The sequence below is a fragment of the Empedobacter sp. GD03861 genome (assembly GCF_029840885.1).
Classification (GTDB): Bacteria; Bacteroidota; Bacteroidia; order Flavobacteriales; family Weeksellaceae; genus Empedobacter; species Empedobacter falsenii_B.
The window spans coordinates 91405-113325 of record NZ_JAOCDJ010000002.1 but is presented as its reverse complement, the minus strand read 5'-3'; the positions used below and the strand labels follow the sequence as shown (position 1 = coordinate 113325).

The 21921-nt window shown below is 33.2% G+C and carries 14 protein-coding genes; 6 read left to right on the top strand and 8 right to left on the bottom strand.

Annotation, left to right across the window (positions count from 1 at the left end; all coding sequences use genetic code 11):
- Nucleotides 1–93: 93 nt before the first annotated feature.
- From N5D03_RS01715 to N5D03_RS01695, 5 genes are all read right to left on the bottom strand, one after another.
- Nucleotides 94–1950, bottom strand: a complete 1857-nt coding sequence (locus N5D03_RS01715) for a glycoside hydrolase family 13 protein (protein ID WP_280050762.1) — start codon at nucleotides 1948–1950, stop codon at nucleotides 94–96.
- Between the two features lie 275 nt (nucleotides 1951–2225).
- The gene (locus N5D03_RS01710; protein WP_114998830.1) at nucleotides 2226–4523 is read right to left on the bottom strand and encodes a glycoside hydrolase family 65 protein; all 2298 of its coding nucleotides are present in this window, start codon (nucleotides 4521–4523) and stop codon (nucleotides 2226–2228) included.
- Nucleotides 4524–4550: 27 nt separating this feature from the next.
- Complete coding sequence (gene pgmB, locus N5D03_RS01705; protein WP_280050761.1) at nucleotides 4551–5207, bottom strand: beta-phosphoglucomutase; 657 nt, start codon at nucleotides 5205–5207, stop codon at nucleotides 4551–4553.
- Nucleotides 5208–5212: 5 nt separating this feature from the next.
- Nucleotides 5213–6559: an MFS transporter gene (locus N5D03_RS01700; RefSeq protein WP_038331042.1), complete on the bottom strand. Its 1347-nt coding sequence runs from the start codon at nucleotides 6557–6559 to the stop codon at nucleotides 5213–5215.
- A gap of 162 nt (nucleotides 6560–6721) precedes the next feature.
- Nucleotides 6722–7741: a LacI family DNA-binding transcriptional regulator gene (locus tag N5D03_RS01695; RefSeq protein WP_125349451.1), complete on the bottom strand. Its 1020-nt coding sequence runs from the start codon at nucleotides 7739–7741 to the stop codon at nucleotides 6722–6724.
- Between the two features lie 224 nt (nucleotides 7742–7965).
- On the opposite strand from N5D03_RS01695, the gene N5D03_RS01690 reads away from it, so the two are divergent.
- The 5 genes from N5D03_RS01690 (at nucleotide 7966) to N5D03_RS01670 (ending at nucleotide 17604) form a co-directional block, all read left to right on the top strand.
- Nucleotides 7966–10881, top strand: a complete 2916-nt coding sequence (locus N5D03_RS01690; RefSeq protein ID WP_280049886.1) for a TonB-dependent receptor — start codon at nucleotides 7966–7968, stop codon at nucleotides 10879–10881.
- Nucleotides 10882–10891: 10 nt separating this feature from the next.
- Nucleotides 10892–12508: a RagB/SusD family nutrient uptake outer membrane protein gene (locus tag N5D03_RS01685; RefSeq protein ID WP_280050760.1), complete on the top strand. Its 1617-nt coding sequence runs from the start codon at nucleotides 10892–10894 to the stop codon at nucleotides 12506–12508.
- Nucleotides 12508–13572: a SusE domain-containing protein gene (locus tag N5D03_RS01680; RefSeq protein ID WP_280050759.1), complete on the top strand. Its 1065-nt coding sequence runs from the start codon at nucleotides 12508–12510 to the stop codon at nucleotides 13570–13572. The genes N5D03_RS01685 and N5D03_RS01680 overlap by 1 nt, the downstream gene beginning before the upstream one ends.
- Nucleotides 13573–13668: 96 nt before the next feature.
- A complete protein-coding gene (locus N5D03_RS01675) occupies nucleotides 13669–16476 on the top strand; it encodes an alpha-amylase family glycosyl hydrolase (protein WP_280050758.1) in 2808 nt (935 codons plus the stop codon).
- Nucleotides 16477–16548: 72 nt separating this feature from the next.
- Complete coding sequence (locus tag N5D03_RS01670; RefSeq protein ID WP_280050757.1) at nucleotides 16549–17604, top strand: sialidase family protein; 1056 nt, start codon at nucleotides 16549–16551, stop codon at nucleotides 17602–17604.
- Nucleotides 17605–17658: 54 nt separating this feature from the next.
- Here the strand turns inward: N5D03_RS01670 and N5D03_RS01665 are convergent, their stop codons facing one another.
- Nucleotides 17659–18375, bottom strand: a complete 717-nt coding sequence (locus tag N5D03_RS01665) for a TIGR00730 family Rossman fold protein (protein WP_280050756.1) — start codon at nucleotides 18373–18375, stop codon at nucleotides 17659–17661.
- Nucleotides 18376–18445: 70 nt separating this feature from the next.
- Entirely contained in the window at nucleotides 18446–19150 is a 705-nt protein-coding gene (locus N5D03_RS01660) for a Bax inhibitor-1 family protein (RefSeq protein ID WP_280035353.1), read from the bottom strand.
- A 191-nt stretch (nucleotides 19151–19341) separates the two neighbouring features.
- On the opposite strand from N5D03_RS01660, the gene N5D03_RS01655 reads away from it, so the two are divergent.
- Nucleotides 19342–21219, top strand: coding sequence for a T9SS type A sorting domain-containing protein (locus N5D03_RS01655; protein WP_280035355.1), 1878 nt, complete (start codon nucleotides 19342–19344; stop codon nucleotides 21217–21219).
- Between the two features lie 19 nt (nucleotides 21220–21238).
- Here N5D03_RS01655 and pnuC read toward each other — a convergent pair whose 3' ends face one another.
- Nucleotides 21239–21907, bottom strand: a complete 669-nt coding sequence (gene pnuC / locus N5D03_RS01650; protein ID WP_280050755.1) for a nicotinamide riboside transporter PnuC — start codon at nucleotides 21905–21907, stop codon at nucleotides 21239–21241.
- Nucleotides 21908–21921: the final 14 nt, after the last annotated feature.

Here is a 21921-nt window from a genome sequence, read left to right as displayed (position 1 = left end):
TCTTCACTTATTAAATTTTATTAACATCATAGATTTAATGCCATTTTTAAATACATTTTCAGAATAAACTTAGAACGTAGAACTTAAAACCTACTACTTTTTAAGTTCAATAATCATCGAAGATTTACCATCAATTGTGATTTCACCGTTTGGATGAATTGTGAAATCTTGATTCGATAAAATATCTTTTCCAGTATGATATCCTTTGATCGATTCTTCAAAACGATCCAATTGGAGGGTTTGCTTATCTAATTTATTATTTAAAATCACCATTACCGATTCGTTGTCATTGTATCGGAAATACACATAGACATCATTGATTGGTGCATAATGTTTGGTTTTACCGGAATGAATCACCTCTTTATTTTTACGCCAATTGAATACTTTCGCTGTAAAATCATAGAATGCTTTTTGCGTTGCTGTTCGTGAATTTGGATTAAATGCATTTTGTGTATCAGACTTCCAACCACCAAGAAAATCTTGACGAATTGCTGCATCTCCACCAGTATTTTTATCTCCAGCCATACCGATTTCAGTGCCGTAATAAATTTGTGGAATTCCACGAACCGTTCCGATTAAAGTCGTTGCTAGTTGATACGGCTTAATATCTCCTTTGTAGATTTCGTTCCAACGTTCGGTATCGTGATTTTCAAAAAAGACCAATAAATTATTGATGTCTGGATATAAGAAATCATTCGTGAATGATTCGTAGATTTTCACCAAACCTTTATCCCACGATTCTTCTTCCTGAAAAGCTTTCGTCATATTTGCATACAACGAAAAATCCATCACCGCTGGTAAATTCGAATTGTACCCCGCCATTTCACCGATTTTCGAATCTTTTTGCCAATACGATACATGAGCTGGCGAATGCATCCACGCCTCTCCTACTACATTTAGATTGGGATATTCATCTGTAATTGCTTTTACCCAAGTTGCCATTCCTTCTTTGTTATTGTAAGGATATGTATCTACACGTAAACCTCCTAATTCGGCATATTCTATCCACCAAATGGCATTTTGAGTGATGTACTTTAATACTAATGGATTTGCTTGATTGATGTCTGGCATCGTCGTATCGAACCAACCATTTAATGCGCCTATTTTATCAATCTCTGAAGCATTAGGATCAAATTGGGTTGTTGTTCTATAATTCGAACGACGGAATCCATTTTCTCCTTCTGGAAATGTATGGATCCAATCTTTTGAAGGTAAATCCTGAATCATCCAATGTGAGATTCCCCAGTGATTCGTGACATAATCTTGAATCAAATACATTCCACGTTGATTCAATTTCTGAGACAATTCACGGTATTCTTCGTTTGTCCCGTAACGACCATCAATTTTATATAAATCGGTTTGAGCATACCCGTGATACGAATATTCTTTTTCATTGTCTTCGTTTACTGGAGTTAACCAAACTGCAGTGGCTCCTAAATTTTGGATATAATCTAAGTTGTTGATAATTCCTCGTAAATCTCCTCCGTGACGACCACCTGGCAATTGACGATTAACTTTCTCACGCAATTCTTTTTTCGAATCATTGCTTTCATCTCCATTGGCGAAACGATCCGGCATAATTAAATACACCACATCTTTTGATGAAAACGATGAACGATTCGCTGAATTTGGTTGACGATCTTTTAACTCGTATGTATACGAATCAACGATTTTATTTTTGTTTTTGATGTTAATTTTGAATGATGATTTGTTTACTTCATTCGTATTAATCGTTACAAAAACATAATTTGGATTTTCAGTTTTCTGTAAATTTTGAATTTTTACATTATCCGATAATTCAATATTGTATTTACTAATATCTTTTCCATAAACCAGAATTTGAACTTCTGGATTTTTCATTCCTTTCCACCAAAACATTGGCTCTACTTTTTGAATCTGTGCAAAAGCAAATGTTGATAGGAAAGATGATAATAATAGTATTTTTTTCATGTGTTTTGTTTTTTAGATTCCTCCATTCTGCGGAATGACATTTACTTTATTGTCGTTAATGAACTTGTCATTCTGAGTTTATCAAAGAATCTTTTTAAATTCTCTGTCCAGCTGAACTTGTTTCAGCTTCTCATTCTCTGCTTCATGCGATCCTGAAATGAATTCAGGATGACTTTTTTAAAATACGTTTTCAGAATAAACTTAGAACTTAAAACATCTATTCTAAATAAAAATACCCTGAAAACCGAAGCCTTCAAGGTATTAGATTCCCTTTATTAAATCGAAGGCTGAACAACTACTTTCTGGTCGAAAACATAAACCTCTAACGGTTCTGTTCCTTCCAGTTCAAAAATTGTTTCTCCTTTATTTACAATAACTTTTAGGATTTGATGACGGAAATTGACTTTGAACGAAAAACCTTCCCATTGTTCTGGTAAACGCGGCTCAAAATACAATTGATCGTTTTTCACACGCATTCCACCAAATCCTTCTACAATCGACATCCAAGTTCCAGCCATAGATGTGATGTGTAATCCTTCGTGAACTTCTTTGTTATAATCATCTAAATCTAAACGAGAAGTTCTCAAATAAAATGTATATGCTTGCTCCATTCTTCCTAACGTTGCTGCTTGGATGGAATGAACACAAGGCGATAATGATGATTCGTGAACCGTTAATGGTTCGTAAAAATCAAAATGTTTTTCTAATTGATCTTTCGAAAATTGATCTTCGAAATAATAGAACGATTGTAAAACGTCTGCTTGTTTGATATAAGCTGAACGTAAAATTCTATCCCAAGACCATTTTTGATTAATCGGACGTTCTTCTTTTGGTAATTCAGAAACAGGTGTTAAATCTTTATCCAAGAAACCATCTTGCTGTAAATAAATTCCTAATTCTTCACTGAATGGAAAATAAATATTCTCTGCAACTTCTTTCATTTCTGCTAATTCAGCATCAGTAATACTTCTCTTTGCAGCGATTCGAGCGAAATCCTCTGGATAATTTGTTTTGACGTTTTCAACTTGTTCCAACAAATAATTCATACACCATTGTGCACAATAATTTGAATGGAAATTGTTGTTGACATTATTTTCATATTCGTTAGGTCCCGTAACTCCTAACATCACATATTGTTTTTTGTCGTTTGACCAATTCACACGCTGTTTCCAAAAACGTGCAATTCCTAATAAAACCTCTAAACCAGCTTCTGGAATATACGTTTGATCTCCCGTAAAACGAACATAGTTGTAAATCGCAAATGCAATAGCTCCATTACGGTGAATTTCCTCGAATGTAATTTCCCATTCGTTGTGACATTCTTCACCATTCATCGTAACCATCGGGTACAAAGCTGCACCTTTGTTGAAGCCTAATTTTTCTCCATTTTCAATCGCTTTATCCAATTGATTAAAACGATACATTAATAAGTTTCGCGCAACTTCTTGATTTTTTGTTACCATGTAAAATGGCAAACAATATGCTTCTGTATCCCAATATGTAGAACCTCCATATTTCTCTCCCGTAAAGCCTTTTGGACCGATATTCAAACGCTCATCTTTTCCAGAATACGTTTGATTTAATTGAAAAATATTAAAACGAATACCTTGTTGCGCTTTCGTATCACCTTCTATAGTGATATCAGCCATTTCCCAAATCTTTGCCCAAGCTTCTTTTTGGTTTATTAACAATTGTTCATAACCTTGTTCATTTGCTTGAGATAATACATTTTCGGCAGCGTTAATTAATTCATTTTTAGGATGATTTGTCGAAACTACATAACCTCCAAATTTCTCAATTGTCGCGGTATCATTCGCTTTTACCTCAACTTCATATGTAAATTCTACTTTTGTTTCAGTTTTAACATCACTTGTTGGTGTATTTTGTTGATAACTTCCATTTACCAAGATTTTATTCTGCATAAATGTTACGACTTCAAAATGAGTTTTGAACGTACGCGCTTGTACAAAACCTTGTTCACCTTTAATTTCAGAAAAAATTGGTTCCCAAAAAATCTCTTCCCAGTTCGCATCTTCGTTCTTTACAGCTGCATCAACATAAGGTTTGAAGACAATTTTCGCATCATCATTGATTGGTTTGATGTCATATTTAATTGCTCCTAATTCATCTAAATCAGCAGAAAGAAAACGTCGAACAAAAACCTCAATTTCTAATCCTGAAGGTAAAATCGCAATAAATGAACGATCCAATAAACCTTCTTTCATATTCAATTCGCGACGGAAATTTTTAACTTCTTTACAAGTGTTTAAATCAAATTTTTCACCGTTAATTTCGATGTCAATTCCAATCCAAACTGGCGCATTTAATACTTTTGCAAAATATTCTGGATAACCGTTTTTCCACCATCCCACTTTTGTCTTGTCAGGATAATAAACGCCGGCAATATAGCTTCCTTGAAATGTATCACCTGAATAAAATTCTTCAAAATTGGCACGTTGTCCCATTGCTCCATTTCCGATAGAAAATAAACTTTCAGACGATTTTACACGATCTTTTTCAAACCCTTCTTCGATAATTGACCACGCATTCGGGATGATATAATCTTGATTCATTTTGTTTGTTGTATGTAGTTTGTATAATTATTGATTGATTAATTCGACCAAGAAATCCTCTGAGATTTCAGTAAAATTTTTAAAGTTGTATTTCGCTTCATTCAAAACCGAAGCTTCTCCAATTCCGATGCTTGTCATTCCTGCTACATTTGCTGCTTCAATTCCTGCAACAGAATCTTCAAATACAATTGAATTTTCGTTTGTTTGATTCGCTTTTTTTGCTCCAACGATAAAAACTTCTGGATCTGGTTTTGCGTTAGAAACATCGTTTCCATCCACGATATCATCGAAATAATTTAGAATATTAACTTTCTCTAAAATTGGACGCGCATTTTTAGAAGCCGAACCCAAAATAATTGGTTGATTGTTTTCTTTTAGAAAGTTTAAAACGTCCATAACGCCTGGTAAAATTTCAGAATCGTCCATCTTATCAATGTATTCTAAATATTCTTTGTTCTTCTGAATTAACCATTCGTTTTTCTGCTCATCAGAAGCTTTAACATTTCCCAATCCAAGAATAATTTCTAATGATCGCACACGAGAAACACCTTTCAACAGTTCGTTGTGTTCGTGCGTAAAATCGATATTTAGATTATTCGCTAATTTTTTCCATGCTAAATAATGGTACTTTGCAGTGTCGACGATGACACCATCTAAATCAAAAATAAATGCTTTAGTTTTCAAAATGATTATGCTTTGATTGGTTCATCCACATCTTTTACGCGCGTTACAAAAAGTGCTGCAATAATTAGCGCAACACCGCTGGTAACAATGGCGAAAATTGGATTATCGTGATATAAATATTTTACAATTGGACCGCCTAACAATGCGTTGACGATTTGAGGCATACAAATGAAGAAATTGAAAATTCCCATGTAAACACCCATTTTTTTCGCTGGAATTGCTCCCGCTAAAATTGCATAAGGCATCGATAAGATACTTGCCCAAGCGATTCCTACTCCGATCATGGAAAGGATTAATAATTTTGGATCGTGAATAAAATAGATTGAAATTAATCCTAATCCTCCACAAATTAATGAAATAGCATGTGTTGTTTTTCGACCAAATTTTAAGGCTATTGCTGGTAAAAAGAAGGCGAATATTGCAGAAATTCCGTTGTAAACTCCGAAGATAATTCCAACCCAATCCCCTGCTTTTTGGTACGTTTCTGAATGTGTATCACTCAAAGACAAACCGTACACATGATGAGCGATTGCAGGCGTAGCAAATACCCACATACCGAATAATGCAAACCACGTAAAGAACTGTACCAAACCTAATTGTTTCATCGTTTTTGGCATATTCCCAAAATCGGTAAAAATCTGTGTTAAGCTTGCTTTTTCTTCAACAATTGGTTCTCTACCTTCTGCTTTTTCGAAAGCGTCTAATTCTTCTGGCGAATATTCTTTTGTTGTAAAAATGGTAATTAAAACGGTTACAATAATTGCAATTGCTCCAATAATGAATGATAAAATTAAGTGAAACGGAACTTCTCCTTCCGCTGCAATACTTGAAACACCAAACCAGTTGCTCAAAATATAAGGCAACCACGAACCGACAACAGCTCCTAAACCAATAATTACAGTTTGAATTGAATATCCTAATGTACGTTGATCCGAAGGCAACATATCTGCTACAAATGCACGCATCGGTTCCATCGCGATATTGAATGAAGCATCCATTATCATCAAGAATCCAGCACCCATCCATAATGCAGGCATCAATGCCGTAAATGCACCTGCTTGTGGCATTAAGATTAATCCGAAAGAAGCCAATAAAGCTCCTACTAAAAAGTATGGTTTTCTTCGTCCAAATTTAGACCAAGTATTATCTGAATAATGACCAATAATAGGTTGAACAATCAATCCCATTAGCGGTGCAACAATCCAAAACCAAGACAATTCGTGCACATCGGCACCAAATGAACTTAGAATACGGCTCGCATTTGCGTTTTGCAAGGCGAAACCCATTTGAACTCCTAGATATCCGAAACTTAAATTCCAGATTTCAAGAAATCCTAATCTACGCTTTCTCATTATCGTAATTTTTTTATGTATTTTACGATAAGCGTTTTATGCTTATCAAAACTATATTTTTGTAATTTGAGAAGTAAAAATATGTTTTGATTTGTTTACAATGTTAAAACTTTTTTTTGGGATTATTGCAACTGTAACAATTATTTAACCAAAAAAAACTTACTAAATCGTTGTAGTTTCTCTGTGTAATAATTCTGTTCCGACAACTTCGGTAATGTAATGCTCATGCTCGTTTTCTGACTCTAATTTTTGAATCAATAAACGCGCTGCAATCTCACCCATTTTGAATGCATTTTGTTTGACTGTAGAAATGCTTGGAATTGAGTTCTTGGAAATTACACCATCTGTAAAAGCTATTAAATGTAATTCTTCTGGCACTTTGATTCCTTTTTTCAGTGCTGCTCTCAACACTTTTACGGCATATAATTCATTTACTGCCATTACTGCGTCAAATTTATTTTTTTCGAAAAACTCATCAATCATAGTGTCCAACTGACTCTCGTCTTCTACACGCAAAATCAAGTTTTCGTCAACTGCAATTCCATTCGCTTCTAATGTTCTTTTATATCCTTCGGTTCTTAAGCGTCCAACACTTATATAATCTGGCGTTGTGATAAAACCGATTTTCTTGCGTTCTTTACTTATAAAATACTGAATTGCTTCTTGTGTCGCAAGTACATCATCAATAATCACTTTATCAGTATAAACCTCACGCGTTACACGGTCGAACATCACAACTGGCATTCCTTGGTTGATGATTTCTTTGATATGATGATAATCTTTTTTGGCTTGAGTTTCTTTCGAAAGAGAAATCACAAATCCGTCTATACTACCCGCTGCAAGCATCTCCATATTAATCACTTCACGTTCGTACGATTCATTTGACAAACATATTAAGACATTATAACCATATTGATTGGCTAAATTTTCGATTCCACTAATTACCATCGCAAAAAAATCGTGAACGATTTCGGGAATAATCACGGCAATGGTTTTCGTTTTACGATTCTTTAGACTTAATGCTATATTATTCGGTTTGTAGTTGTATAATTTTGCAAATGCCTGAATCTTTTGTTTCGTTGCAGCACTAATCTCTTCGCTATTTTTCAACGCCTTAGAAACCGTTGATATCGAAACATCTAACTCTTTTGCAATCTGTTTTAATGTCAAATTCTTTTTCATAATCTTCTTTCTACTTTAACCATCAATCTTATTCTACTAATTTCCGTCTTTTTTATTAAAAATTAACATGCTATAACAATTAATTTAATTATTTATTAACACGAAAACGTTTTCGTTTAACTAGTTAGTGTATTACATACACAATCAATCAATTAAACAACTTATATTTGGTAATGAGAAGTAAAAATATAAATTAATAATTAACGAAACAAAACGAAAAATATATGAGGATTTTAAAACAATCTCTTCTAGCATTAGTTTTATCAAGCCCTGCTATTTTATCTGCACAAACTGCGATAAAAGGAACAGTACAAGATAGCGCTAATAACACGGTTTTAGCTGGTGCAGATGTTTCGAACATTACAACAGGAGAATCGACAGTTTCTGATGAAAAAGGAAATTTTACATTAGAAGCGAACGATGGTGATATAATTGTTATCAGTTTTTTTGGTTATGACGATCAAGAAATAACTTTTGCGGGACAAACGCAATTACAACTTCGTATGTCTAAAACAACAGAAAACTTAAAAGAAGTTGTTGTAATTGGATATGGAACAGCGAAAAAAGAAGATGTTACAGGTTCTGTAAATCAATTAAATTCAGAAGATTTCAATAAAGGATCAATCACTTCTGCGCAAGAATTAATGACTGGAAAAATCGCTGGAGTTGTGGTAACATCTGCTGGTGGTGCTCCTGGTGATGGACAAAATATTATCATTCGTGGTAATAGTTCGTTATCATTAAACTCTCAACCATTGTATGTTGTAGATGGTGTTCCATTAGCAGATGGTGTAATTGGAGGTTCTCGAAATCCTTTAGATTTCTTAAATCCAAATGACATCGAATCGATGACGATTCTGAAAGATGCTTCAGCAACAGCTATCTATGGTTCTCGTGCTGCAAATGGAGTTGTTTTAGTAACAACAAAAAAAGGTAAAGGACAAAAATTTACTTATAATTACAACGCTACAACTTCTGTCTATACTCCATCTAACTATGTAGATATGATGAATGCGGATCAATTCAGAACATTAGTTAATCAAGTTGGTTCTCCAACAGAAATAGCTAGATTGGGTAATGCAAACACTAATTGGCAAAAAGAAATTTATAAAAATGCAGTTGGTTTTGATCACAATTTAAGTGCTATGGGAAATATTGGTGGTAAAATGCCTTCACGTTTCTCTTTATCAAATACAAATCAGGATGGAATTTTAAGTGGTGATAACATAAATAGAACTACTGCTTCTATGTCTTTAAATCCATCATTTTTTGATGATCATTTAAAGATTGAGTTAAATGCTAGAGGTTCTTATATCGAAAATAAATTCGCTAATAGAGGTGCTATTGGCGCTGCTTTAGAATATGACCCTACACAACCTATTTATTCTGGCGCACCATTTTTTGGTGGTTATCACACTTGGATGGATGGTAATGTTAAACATAATTTAGCTCCTACAAATCCTGTCGCATTATTAAATGAGCAAGACGATACATCAGAAGTTAGACGTTTTGTAGGTAATGCAAAAGTTGATTATAAGTTGCATTTCTTACCTTCTGTAACTGCTACAGTAAATGTTGGTTATGATATCTCTAATGCAAACGGAAGAAATGTTGTTTCTCAGAACATGCCAAGCTCATCTTTAACATGGGATGGTTCTTATTACAGATATGATAATCAAAACTATAACAAATTATTTGATGCTTATTTAACTTTCAATAAAGACTTCGGTTTACATAATTTGAATGTTGTTGCAGGTTATGGATATCAATACTTCAATACATATTCTCATACATACGACAGTGAATTATTTGAGCAAGGATTAGATTATGAATTCATAGATAGAGATCATTTCACTTTATTATCATATTTCGGACGTTTTAATTACAACTACGATAACCGTTACATTTTAACGGGTACTTTACGTGCAGATGCTTCTTCTAAATTCATCAAAGACAATCAATGGGGTTATTTCCCTTCAGTTGCACTTGCTTGGAACATTTCTAATGAAGATTTCCTAAAAGGATCTTCTACAGTAAATGACTTGAAATTACGCGCTGGTTTTGGACAAGTTGGTAATGTAAATGGATTAGGAAGCTTTTTATACATGACACGTTACAATGTTTCACAATCTACAGCATATTACCAGTTTGGTAGTACTTTTTATCAAACCTATAGACCATCTACTGTAAGTAAAGATTTAAAATGGGAAATTGCAGAAACAATTAATTTAGGTATTGATTATTCTTTATTCAAAAATAAAGTTTATGGTTCTGTAGATCTTTATCAAAAGAAAACAAAAGATTTAATTGCTAATGTTTACATCGATCCTTTTACCAATTTCGGTAATATGATGAACAAAAACATTGGAGATATGGAGAACAAAGGTATTGAGTTTAACATCAATGCTGATCTTGTAAAATCAAATGATATAGATTTCACACTAGGTTATAATATTGCTTTTAACGACAACAAAATTACCAATCTTTCTAATGATAATTATGTTGGTGGAATTGACGGTGGTACAGGTAATAATATACAAATCCATAGAGAAGGTTATGCTCCATACAGTTTCTATGTTTACAAACAAATTTACGATGTTAACGGTAAACCTATCGAAGGTGCTTACGAAGATTTGAATGGTGACGGTATCATCAACGACAAAGATCGTTACATACATAAAAACCCATACGCAGATGTTACCATGGGATTCAATTTGTTTTTCCGTTACAAAAATCTAGATTTATCTGCTAGCGCTCGAGCAAACTTAGGTAACTATGCTTATAACAATGTTGCTTCTGCAAAAGGTTATAGTAGAAAAGCGACTGGTAATGGACAAAATTATTTATCTAATGTTCATACTGATTTTTACAATGCAGGATTCGTAGAAATTACAGATTCAAACTTAATGAGTGATTATTACGTACAAGACGCATCATTCTTCCGTATAGATAATATAACTGTCGGATATAATCTAAATCAAGCGATAAAAGGATTAGATGTACGTTTATACGGTGCGGTACAAAACGTAGCTGTATTTACAAATTATGATGGGTTAGATCCTGAAATGTTTGGCGGTATTGATAATAATTTCTATCCAAGACCTAGAACATTTGTATTCGGTTTAAATGTTAAATTCTAATCAAAAAGTCATGAAAAAAATAAAAATATCAAAATATATAATTGCAGCGGCATTAGCTTTCTCTATAACATCTTGTCACGATGATTTAGATTTAATGCCAAACGATCCAGACATCATCACAGAAAATGATGTATTTTCTGATGCCACACAAGCTAAATTTGCTTTAGCAAAAGTTTATGCAACATTAGCACTTACAGGTCAAAAAGGACCTTCTGATGATCCTGATATTTCTGGTGTAGACGAAGGTGCTTCACAATTTACAAGATCTTTATTTACATTAAATGTTATTACAACAGATGAGTCTTTAGTTGGCTGGGGTGATGCTGGTTTACCAAACATGCATGCGCTAAGTTGGGGATCTAATAACAGTTTCATAGAAGGGATGTATTACCGTTTAGCTCAAACTGTATCTTTTTCAAACTCATTCATCACCAATGCTACTCCACTAGCAGAAAATAATGAAGAGGTAAGTCAATTCATTGCAGAAGCTCGATTTATTCGTGCCTATGCATATTATAATCTAATGGATCTTTTTGCTAATGTTCCTTTAGTAACTGAAATTAACAACACTTTACCTACACAAAGTAATCGTCAAGAGATTTTTAATTTTGTAGAATCAGAACTTATTGACATACAAAATACGCTTGCAAATCCTAGAAGTAATGAATACGGACGTGTAGATAAAGTTGCAGCTTACGCATTACTTTCTCGTTTGTATCTAAATGCAGAGTCTTGGATAGACGTAGCTAAATATTCAGAATCTATCACCTATTCTAACTTAGCAATCGAATCAGGATACTCGTTAAACACCACGGATGCCAATGAAAATGGAACTGCGTATGACGAATTATTTTTAGCAGATAACGATACTAATGGTGCTCAAAACGAAGGTATTTTTGTATTAAATTTTGATGGAAATAATTCTAGAACTTATGGTGGTTCTACTTATTTGGTAAAAGCTGCTATCGGTGGTTCTATGCAACCAGCAGATTATGGTGTAAATGGTGGTTGGGGAGGTCCTCGTACTACAAGCGCTTTGGTTGAGAAATTTCAGTCATCACAAAATGATTCTAATGGTAATCCTATAGCTTGGACAGATAAACGTGCTATGTTTTATACAGATGGTCAAACATATGATATTTCAGAAGTTAGTAGATTTAGTGATGGTTATGCCGTAACAAAATTTAAAAATAAAAAATCTAATGGTAATAACGGTAATGACTCAACAGGTGAATTTGTAGATACCGATGTTCCTGTAATAAGACTTGCAGAAATTTACCTAAATTATGCAGAAGCAGTTCTTCGCGGTGGTGGAGGCGATCGTGCTACAGCTCTTAATTACATTAACGCATTGCGTACAAGAGCTTATGGTAACACTTCAGGTAACATCACAAACGCACAATTAAACCTAGATTTTATTTTAGATGAACGTGCGCGCGAATTGTATTGGGAAGGAACAAGAAGAACAGATTTAATCCGTTTCAATAAATTTACAACAGGTTACAACTGGCCATTTAAAGGTGGGGTAGCTAATGGGACTTCTGTTTCTGACATTAGAAAACTTTTCCCAATTCCTATCAATATCATTGCAATTAATCCGAATTTAACTCAAAATCCTGGTTACTAATGAAAAATTTTTTAAAATATATCTCAATTGCTTTAATTGGTAGTATTGCCATTACAAGCTGTTCAGAAGATGATGATTTACTAACTGTAAATCCATCAGATTATCAAGCGCCAGAATTGGTAACACCAAACGATAATGCGCAATTTATTTTAACAGAGGAGCATCAAGATTCAATTATTACTTTCTCTTGGAACAAAGCAGAATATGGACTTGATGTTGTCCCAAAATATTCTTTAGAATTTACAACAAAAGACGATAGTAACTTTGCTAATGCAACAGTTCTAATAGGTAATTCTACAACAACAGAGTTTCAAATATCATTTAAGGACCTTAATAACAAAGTAATTGATCTTGGTGTTGAACCAAATGTGGAACAAGATTATATTTATCGTGTAAAATCAGAATTAGGTACACAACAAGCAGAACCATTAGTTTCTGCTGTAAAAACAATCACAATCACAGCATATCCTACAGATTTATCTACGAATTGGGGTGTTGTAGGTTCTATTACGAATTGGGCAGATAATCAAGATATTCCTTTCTGGAAAAGTGAAGAAACTAATGTTTTAGTTGCTTATATTAATGTTGAAGAAGCTAACGCAGAAATTAAATTCAGACAAAATGGATCTTGGGATGTAAATTTCGGAAGTAACAATCCAACAACTGCATCTGACGGAACAGTATCTGGAAGTTTAGACGCTGGTGGAAATAATATTAAAATTCCAAATATCGGAAGATATAAAGTAACTTTTAATCAAAGTGATTCAACTTTCAAAATAGAAGCTTTCACTTGGGGAGTTATTGGTGATGCAACACCGCTTGGTTGGGATGCTGACACTGCTCTAAATTACGATGGCACAATAGATTCTTGGACAGCTACTATAGAATTAAAAGTTGGTGAATTCAAATTCAGACAAAATAAATCTTGGGATGTAAACTATGGTGATTCTGGAACTCCAGGAGTTTTAAAATCAGGTGGTGATAACATCAAAGTTACTGAAGCTGGGACTTACATTGTAACAGCAAATTTCAGTAAAGAAACTTATTCTTTTGTAAAACAATAAAGAAATTCCTCATTTAAAAATAGAGCTGTTACAAACATACTTGTGTGTTTTAACAGCTTTTTTTATCTAATCTAATAATTCAAAAATCGCAATAATATGAAAACATTTTATTTAACTTTCATGTTGATTTGCCTTTCTTTCTTAAAGATAGATGCGCAAATCACTTCAGATCCTAGTCCACCAGAAGCAGACAAATCGGTCACTTTGTATTTTGACAAAACAGGAACTCCACTAGAAAATTACCAAGGAAATCTTTATGCTCATACGGGTGTAACTATTGATGGACAAGATTGGCAAAATGTGATTGGTTCTTGGGGAGATAATTCTTCTCAACCTCAATTTATTCATCAATCTGGTAATGTTTATAAATTAGAAATCACACCTTCTATCACAAGTTTTTACAATGTAGAGCCAAACAAAACTATAACTAAAATGGCTTTTGTGGTAAGAAACGCAGAAGGTAATCAACAAACTTCATCGGATATTTTTATCAATGTTGGTGCATTGCAAGTTAATCTAATTCATCCGCTAGAAAACAGCACAACCAATGTGAATAGCGGTTCTAGTTTTAATATTCAAGCAACAAGTACAATTCATGTGAATTGGACATTAGAGCGTAACGGAAATGCTTTTGATCAAGTAAATGATAGTAATTCATTTGATAAAAATTATACCATTACAGAAAATCAATCATTTGTTTTAACTGCAACTAATCCTACGACTGGAGAAAAAATCTCGAAAAGTTTTCAGGTTTTTATTTCTCCAACTGTTGCTTCAGAAACCATTCCAACGGGATTGAAACAAGGAATTAATTATTCTAATGATTTAACTAAAGCGCAATTAGTTTTATTTGCGCCACAGAAAGAATTTATACATGTCATTGGATCGTTTAATAATTGGCAGTTATCAAATGATTATGTCATGAAACGCGATACATCAAATCCTGATTTGTATTGGTTAGAAATCGATAATCTAAATCCTAATGAAACTTACACTTTTCAGTACAGAACAAGCGATGGAGTAAAAACTGCCGATCCTTACTCTACTCTAGTTTTATCGCCTTATGATGATCCTTACATCACAACTTATCCAAACCTTCCTACTTATCCGCAAGATCAAGAATTTGAGGTTTCGGTAATCCAAACAAATCCAGAAAAATATAATTGGCAAACACAAAATTTTGAGCGTCCAAATAAAGAAAATTTAGTTATCTACGAATTATTGATTAGAGATTTTAATACAGAAAAAACATGGCAATCTTTGATTGATGATTTTGATTATTTCAAGAATCTAAACGTTAACGCCATCGAATTGATGCCAGTTTCTGAGTTCGAAGGAAATATTTCTTGGGGTTACAATACAGCCTATCATTTAGCTTTAGACAAAGCTTATGGTACTGCAAATAAAATGAAAGAATTTGTTGATCTGTGTCATCAAAATGGAATTGCGGTAATTCTGGACATTGCCTTAAATCATGTTTATGGTCGTTCACCTTTGGTAAGAATGTGGATGAATGATCCTGATGGTGATGGATTTGGTGAGCCAACCGCAAATAATCCATACGCAAATCAAGAAGCAAAACACAGCTACAATGTTGGTTACGATCTTAATCATCAATTAGAGCCGACGCAATATTATGTAGAAAGAACAATTAGTCATTGGATTAATGAATATAAAGTGGACGGAATTCGATGGGATTTAACGAAAGGTTTTACGCAAAACTGTTCTGCTAATGATGAATTTTGTACCAATGATTATCAAGCAGATCGTGTAGCAATTCTTAAGAAATACGCTGATAAACAATGGAATATTGATCCTAATTCTTATATCATTTTCGAGCATTTAGGGCACAATGGTTCTGCACAAGAAGAAACAGAATGGGCAAATTATCGTAATGATGAAGGAAAAGGAATTATGCTTTGGGGTAAAGCGACTAATAATTTTAATCAAAATACAATGGGATATGCTTCGGATAGTAACTTTGATTGGTTGAAGCATACTGTAAAAGGTTTTACGAAAAAACATTTGGTTGCCTATGCAGAAAGTCATGATGAAGAAAGAATGATGTACAAGAATTTACAATATGGTGCATCATCAGGAACTTATAATATAAAAGATTTAAAAACTTCTTTGGAAAGACAAAAAGCTCTTGGTGCAGTTTTATTTACAATTCCTGGTCCTAAAATGTTGTGGCAATTCGGAGAATTAGGATATGATTACTCGATAAATCATTGCGAAGATGGAACAAATAATGACGGATGCCGTACCAATCCAAAACCAATTCCAAGCGAAATTGGTTATTTAACAAATACTGATAGAAAATCTGTTTATGATGTTTGGGCAAAAATTATTGGTCTTAAATTAAACAACAAAGTTTTCGAAACTGATAATTATACAATTACATCTGGAGATTTAAAACCGCGTATTCAGATTACAAATAATTTATTATCGTCGTCTGATTTATATGAGGTAATTGTTATTGCAAACTTCACAACAAGCACTCAAGCAATTGCGCCACTTTTTCCATTTACAGGAAATTGGTACAATTTGATGGACGAAACAACGCTGAATGTCACCAATACAAATTCATCATTTACAGTTAATCTAAATCCAGGTGAATTTAGAATTTTCGGGAATGCAAAAGCAAATTTATCAACAGATAATATTGAGGTTAATTCAGAAAAAATCTCTGTAACTCCAAATCCAGTTTCTTCCTCTTTTTCATTAAATATTAATTCAGAAAAAGTAAAAATCTATGATTTAACAGGAAAACTGATCAAAGAGTTTTCAGGAAAATTTTCAGCGATACATCAATTTAACATCAAAGAATTACCAAAAGGTATTTACATTCTTGACATTGAAGCTAAAAATCGAAAATCGTCTGCGAAGCTGATTAAAAATTAATTTTTCAAAAAAGCCATTAAAACAAATTTTAATGGCTTTTTCATTTTCTCAAATCGTTGAAAAATCAATAACTTGTCGGTTAATTTACACACCATGACAAAAAAGAAAATTCTACTTACCATTTTTTCCTTCGCTTATACGCTAGGATTTGCCCAAACCAACAAACAAGTTTTATTTACAAGCAAAAATCAATCGGATGTCAAATGTTATCGCATTCCGAGTATCATTACATCAGCAAAAGGAACATTGATTGCGGCAATCGACGAGCGTGTTCCAAATTGTGACGATTTGCTTTACAATCCTGATATCAATATTGTGATTAGGACAAGTGATGACAAAGGAAAAACATGGTCAACAATCAAGCGAGTTGTCGATTTTCCAGATCAAGAATCTGCTTCTGATGTATCGATGGTTTTGGATGAAAAGACAAAAGAAATTTATCTTTTTTACAATTACATGAATCATAAAATTGCGAAAAATGAATTTCGATTACATTTTGTAAAAAGTGCTGATAATGGAGAAACGTGGTCAAAACCTGTTGATATTACAGACCAAATTACGCCAACGGAATGGAAAAAAGATTTTAAATTCATTACTTCTGGTCGTGGCGCATACACAAAAGAAGGTTGGATTTTGAATACATTGGTTCGATTGAAAGACGGTGTTTACGTATTCGGAAGTAAAGATCATGGAAAAACGTGGGAACGAATTTCGAGTGTTGCAGAAAAAGCTGACGAAACAAATATTGTACAACTTCCGAACAAAGATTGGATGTTAAATGCGCGCATTCAAAATGCTGGTTTCCGTAAAATATTTATCTCAAAAGATCAAGGAAAAACGTGGGTTTCTAAAATGGAAGAACAATTAATTGATCCTACTTGTAATGCATCGACATTAGTTTTAGGAAGAGATATTGTGTTTAGTAATTTGCATGATTCAAAAGATCGTCAAAACCTGGGATTGAAAGTAAGTAAAGATCAAGCGAAAACATGGAATTTTTTCAAAACTATAGAACCAAATTCTTCGGCTTATTCCGTTTTAACGAATATATCAAAAAATAAAATTGGTATTTTTTATGAAGCTGATGATTACCAAGATATGGTTTTTGAAGTAGTTGATTTAAAATAAATTCAATCATAAAAATATAAAAAAACCTCATCATTTGATGAGGTTTTTCGTTGCTTAAAAATTAAGCTTAATATTATATTTTTCGTAGAAATTCTCGATGTGAGCAACTGCTTCTTCCGCTGTATCAACCAAACGGAAAAGATCCAAATCTTTCTCAGAAATATAACCTTCTCTCAAAACCGTTTCTTTGATCCAATCAATTAAACCTGACCAATACTCAGTTCCAACTAACACAATTGGGAAACGTCCTGTTTTCTTCGTTTGTACCAATGTCATCGACTCAAACAATTCATCTAACGTCCCAAAACCTCCTGGCATTCCGATAAATCCTTGTGAATATTTCACAAACATTACTTTTCGTGCAAAGAAATAATCGAAATTAATTTCATATTCACGGTCGATATATTTGTTCAATTCTGTTTCGAAAGGCAATGTAATTCCCAATCCAACAGAAGTTCCTCCACCCTTTTGCGCTCCTTTGTTTGCAGCTTCCATAATTGCCGGACCTCCACCAGTAATTACACCAAAACCTATTTGCGTTAATCGATACGCAATTTCCTCTGCTAATGCATAATATGGATGATCTGGAGAAGTACGTGCCGAACCAAAAATAGACACGCAAGGTCCTATTTTAGACATTACTTCGTAACCATTTACAAACTCTGCCATAATCTTGAACAACGCCCAAGAATCATTTATTCTAATCTCATTCCAATCTTTTGGTCGAAACGGAGATTGTATTCTATCGTCTTCTTTTTCTTTATCTGTCATAGTATCTTAAATAAAAAAACCGCAACAAAAATGCTACGGTTCAATATACAAATTTATTGTTTCTTCATGATTAATCTCTACTCATAAAAATTCTCAAAATATACCAAAACAATAACATTAATGAAGCAAATAACGACAATGCCGCTGCAACATACTGTTGTGTTCCGAACTCATATTTTAATTGGTGAGTGTTGTACAAAATTGCTCCACCAGCTAAGGCGCACATTCCAACTGAGAACCATAATCCTAGATCGAACCCGAATAACATCCCTGCAATAATCAATCCAATTGCTAAGAAAAATCCTATAGTTAATGCTCCTCGTAAAATAGAGAAATCTGCTTTTGTTAAAAATACAATAGCTGACAATCCTACAAATAATCCGCCTGTTACTACAGCTGCTTGTTTTATCACATAAGTTCCGCCATAATACAATGCGATGTAAAGCATTGGTACAAAAATTAAAGCTTCTGCAACTATGTATAAAAAGTAGCCTAAATATTGTTTAGATTTTGAAATCGATCCGTAGGCCATTTTTTGTGCAATCCATGTAATTCCCATGAAACCTGCTAATAAAATAAGCCAAAGATATCCAGAAGTTAAACTTAACATGAAGCTCACTAATGCTTCTGATTTTAACATCAAAGATTCTATGAGTACAAAGACTAACACCCCTCCGGCAACGTGACCGTAAGTATGTTTATAAAAATTTGCCCTTTCTACGCTTGTTGCCTCGGCAACCAATTGGTTTTGTTGATATAAATGTTGATTTTCCATACAATTCTATTTAGGTAGATGTTTTTTTAATAATTATTGCTAAAATAATAAATTTCAGCTATTCTTTTACTCACTATTTTCAGGATTTTTTAGGCTGTCTTCATTTAATTGATTATTTAATAATTACTTAAAGTTTTGTTAATCCCCTAACCTTCTTTAAAAGATATATTTGCTCCTAAAAAATCATATCCATGAAAACACATTTATTATTATTACTATTTATTTTCCTAATCAAAACCAACTTACTCGCTCAATCAACACCAAATGACCCATTATTTTTTGAAAAAGGTTCTACCTGGCTTTACCTAGATGACGGTTCTAATCAACAAAAAGAGTGGACTCTCTTAACATATGATACAAAGAATTGGAAAGAAGGAAAAGGTCATTTCGGATTTGGAGACGGGGATGAAGACACTTTGATCCAAAAGGGATATATCCGCTATTTTTTCAGAAAAAAAATTACAATAGATGATGTCACAAAACTTCCTGAAGAAGTTATTTTTAATATCGTTCATGATGATGCAGCGATCTTACATATCAATGGAAAAGAAATTTTAAGAAGCTCTCTTCTTCCTCAGTCCGGAGATATTCCTCATGAGTATGAATTAAGTACGTTTATACCGAACGACAAAGAAAATAGTTTTTTTCAGTACAACGTTTCTTCTTCAAATTTTGTAAATGGTGAAAATATTATTTCTATCGAAATTAGAAATCAAAATACAAGAAGCTCAGATGTATCGTTTGATTGTTTTGTGAGTGAAGATAACACAACTCCTGTTCCTTTCCACAAAGACGGACCTTATGTATTTTATGATAACGATCAAATAACAGTGACTTATATTACGGAAGCTGGTGCTGTAAACGAAACATATACAACAAATGACAAGGTTATTCTTAAAGTGACTGATCCCACTACATCTACGACATTTGATGTTCCTTTAAGAAAACAACATCAAACAGAGTTATCAACATATCAAGCTCCAACAAAATTCTTTATGACATCAGATATTGAAGGTCAGTTTTCAGCTTTCAAAAAAATGTTAATTGACGGTGGTGTGATGAATGATCGTTTGGAATGGACATATGAAAACGGGCATTTAATTGTGAATGGAGATATGGTAGACCGCGGGCCTTATGTTACAGAAGTTCTGTGGTTAATCTATAAACTAGAAAACGAAGCTGAAGCAAAAGGAGGAAAAGTACATTACATCATCGGGAATCACGATATGATGACCATGACATACGATTTTCGCTATGTCAACAAGAAATATATAGAAAACGCCAGCTATTTAAAAAAGACATATGGCGATTTCTTTGAACCAAATACAGCGTTTGGAAAATGGTTCAGAACCAAAAACATTATAGAACAAGTAGGTGATTACACTTTTGTACACGCAGGCATAAGTCCACAGGTTTCTGATCTAAAATTACCTTTGGATGAAATGAATGACTACGGACGAAAAAAAATGAATGGAGAATCATGTACAGGCAATTGTGCTACTGTAACAGGTGGTAGTGCTTCCGGATTATACTGGTACCGCGGAATGGCAAATCAAGTTCTTTCTCAAACACAAGTTGATGATATTTTAACCAATTTTAAGACAAAACATATCATTATTGCTCACACTGTTTTCCCTCAAATCACTTCATTGTACAATGATAAAGTTATTGCAATCGACGTCTCTCATGTTGATAATATCGCAAATAATAAAGTGGAAGCGTTGACTTTCTCTGATTCTTGTTTCAAAACGATGGTTTCGATTGGAAATCAAATCACCTTCAAAAATTTATTCGACAAATGTGAAAACTTATCTATTTCAGAAAAAATAAAACAAAATATCACGATCTATCCAAATCCTACTACAGACTGGGTCAATATAGAAGTGAATTCGAATCAAAATCTCTCAATAAAATTAGTTGACATAAATGGTCGAAAAATCACTAGTCCTTCTACTAAAACATCCAAAGGAATCAAAACAAACATTCAAGCACTTCCTAAAGGAATTTACCTTTTAAAAGTTTATGACAACGGACAAGAAATTCTAACCAAAAAAATCATCATAAAATAGTTTACTTCAAAATCCTCCATCATTTTTGGAGGATTTTTTTCTTCCATTCTATCAGACCCAATATAGAAATACCCAACAAAACAAGGTATTGAAAAGATGTAATAACTGCTCCTTTATAAATCATTAATGGAATCATGATTAAATCGCCGATAATCCAGAAATACCAATTATCAATTTTTCGTCGCGCCATCATCCACATTCCAATCAAAAAGATAGCGGTCGTCGAAGCGTCTACAAAATCAATTTTAGAATAATGTAATTTACATTGGTTGATAAAACTGAAATCAAAACCATTTTGAATAACTGGACGGTAATAATAAATCGTCAAAATAAAGATAAAACTCAACGCGAAAAGTAAAGTTGCATATAAATATTCTTTCTTCGAAGCCCACGAAACATCGACATGTTTATGATCTGCTTCGAGATTTTTTTGCCACAAAATCCAACCATAAATCGCCATTGAAGTATAGTAAATATTAATAATAGTTTCGCCGTATAATCCCCAATTAAAAAATAAATAGATGAAAATAAACGTCGAAATAATAGTGGTTGGATAAACCAAAATATTACGTTTGTAGGTATAATAAACGGAAATAATCCCAAATAAAGTTGCAATTATTTCAAGTAAAATATTCAGTGTAGAATAGGTTTTATAAGGAGCAAAGATGTAATCAATAAAATCGTTCATTCTTAAGTTGTGAG

What these genes read in the sequence shown, in the direction of transcription:
- N5D03_RS01690 (WP_280049886.1), top strand. Translation starts at nt 7,966, where the DNA reads ATGAGGATTTTAAAACAATCTCTTCTAGCATTAGTTTTATCAAGCCCT.
- N5D03_RS01710 (WP_114998830.1), bottom strand. Translation starts at nt 4,523, where the DNA reads ATGAATCAAGATTATATCATCCCGAATGCGTGGTCAATTATCGAAGAA.
- N5D03_RS01665 (WP_280050756.1), bottom strand. Translation starts at nt 18,375, where the DNA reads ATGACAGATAAAGAAAAAGAAGACGATAGAATACAATCTCCGTTTCGA.
- N5D03_RS01715 (WP_280050762.1), bottom strand. Translation starts at nt 1,950, where the DNA reads ATGAAAAAAATACTATTATTATCATCTTTCCTATCAACATTTGCTTTT.
- N5D03_RS01685 (WP_280050760.1), top strand. Translation starts at nt 10,892, where the DNA reads ATGAAAAAAATAAAAATATCAAAATATATAATTGCAGCGGCATTAGCT.
- pnuC (WP_280050755.1), bottom strand. Translation starts at nt 21,907, where the DNA reads ATGAACGATTTTATTGATTACATCTTTGCTCCTTATAAAACCTATTCT.
- N5D03_RS01675 (WP_280050758.1), top strand. Translation starts at nt 13,669, where the DNA reads ATGAAAACATTTTATTTAACTTTCATGTTGATTTGCCTTTCTTTCTTA.
- N5D03_RS01655 (WP_280035355.1), top strand. Translation starts at nt 19,342, where the DNA reads ATGAAAACACATTTATTATTATTACTATTTATTTTCCTAATCAAAACC.
- N5D03_RS01700 (WP_038331042.1), bottom strand. Translation starts at nt 6,559, where the DNA reads ATGAGAAAGCGTAGATTAGGATTTCTTGAAATCTGGAATTTAAGTTTC.
- N5D03_RS01695 (WP_125349451.1), bottom strand. Translation starts at nt 7,741, where the DNA reads ATGAAAAAGAATTTGACATTAAAACAGATTGCAAAAGAGTTAGATGTT.
- N5D03_RS01680 (WP_280050759.1), top strand. Translation starts at nt 12,508, where the DNA reads ATGAAAAATTTTTTAAAATATATCTCAATTGCTTTAATTGGTAGTATT.
- N5D03_RS01660 (WP_280035353.1), bottom strand. Translation starts at nt 19,150, where the DNA reads ATGGAAAATCAACATTTATATCAACAAAACCAATTGGTTGCCGAGGCA.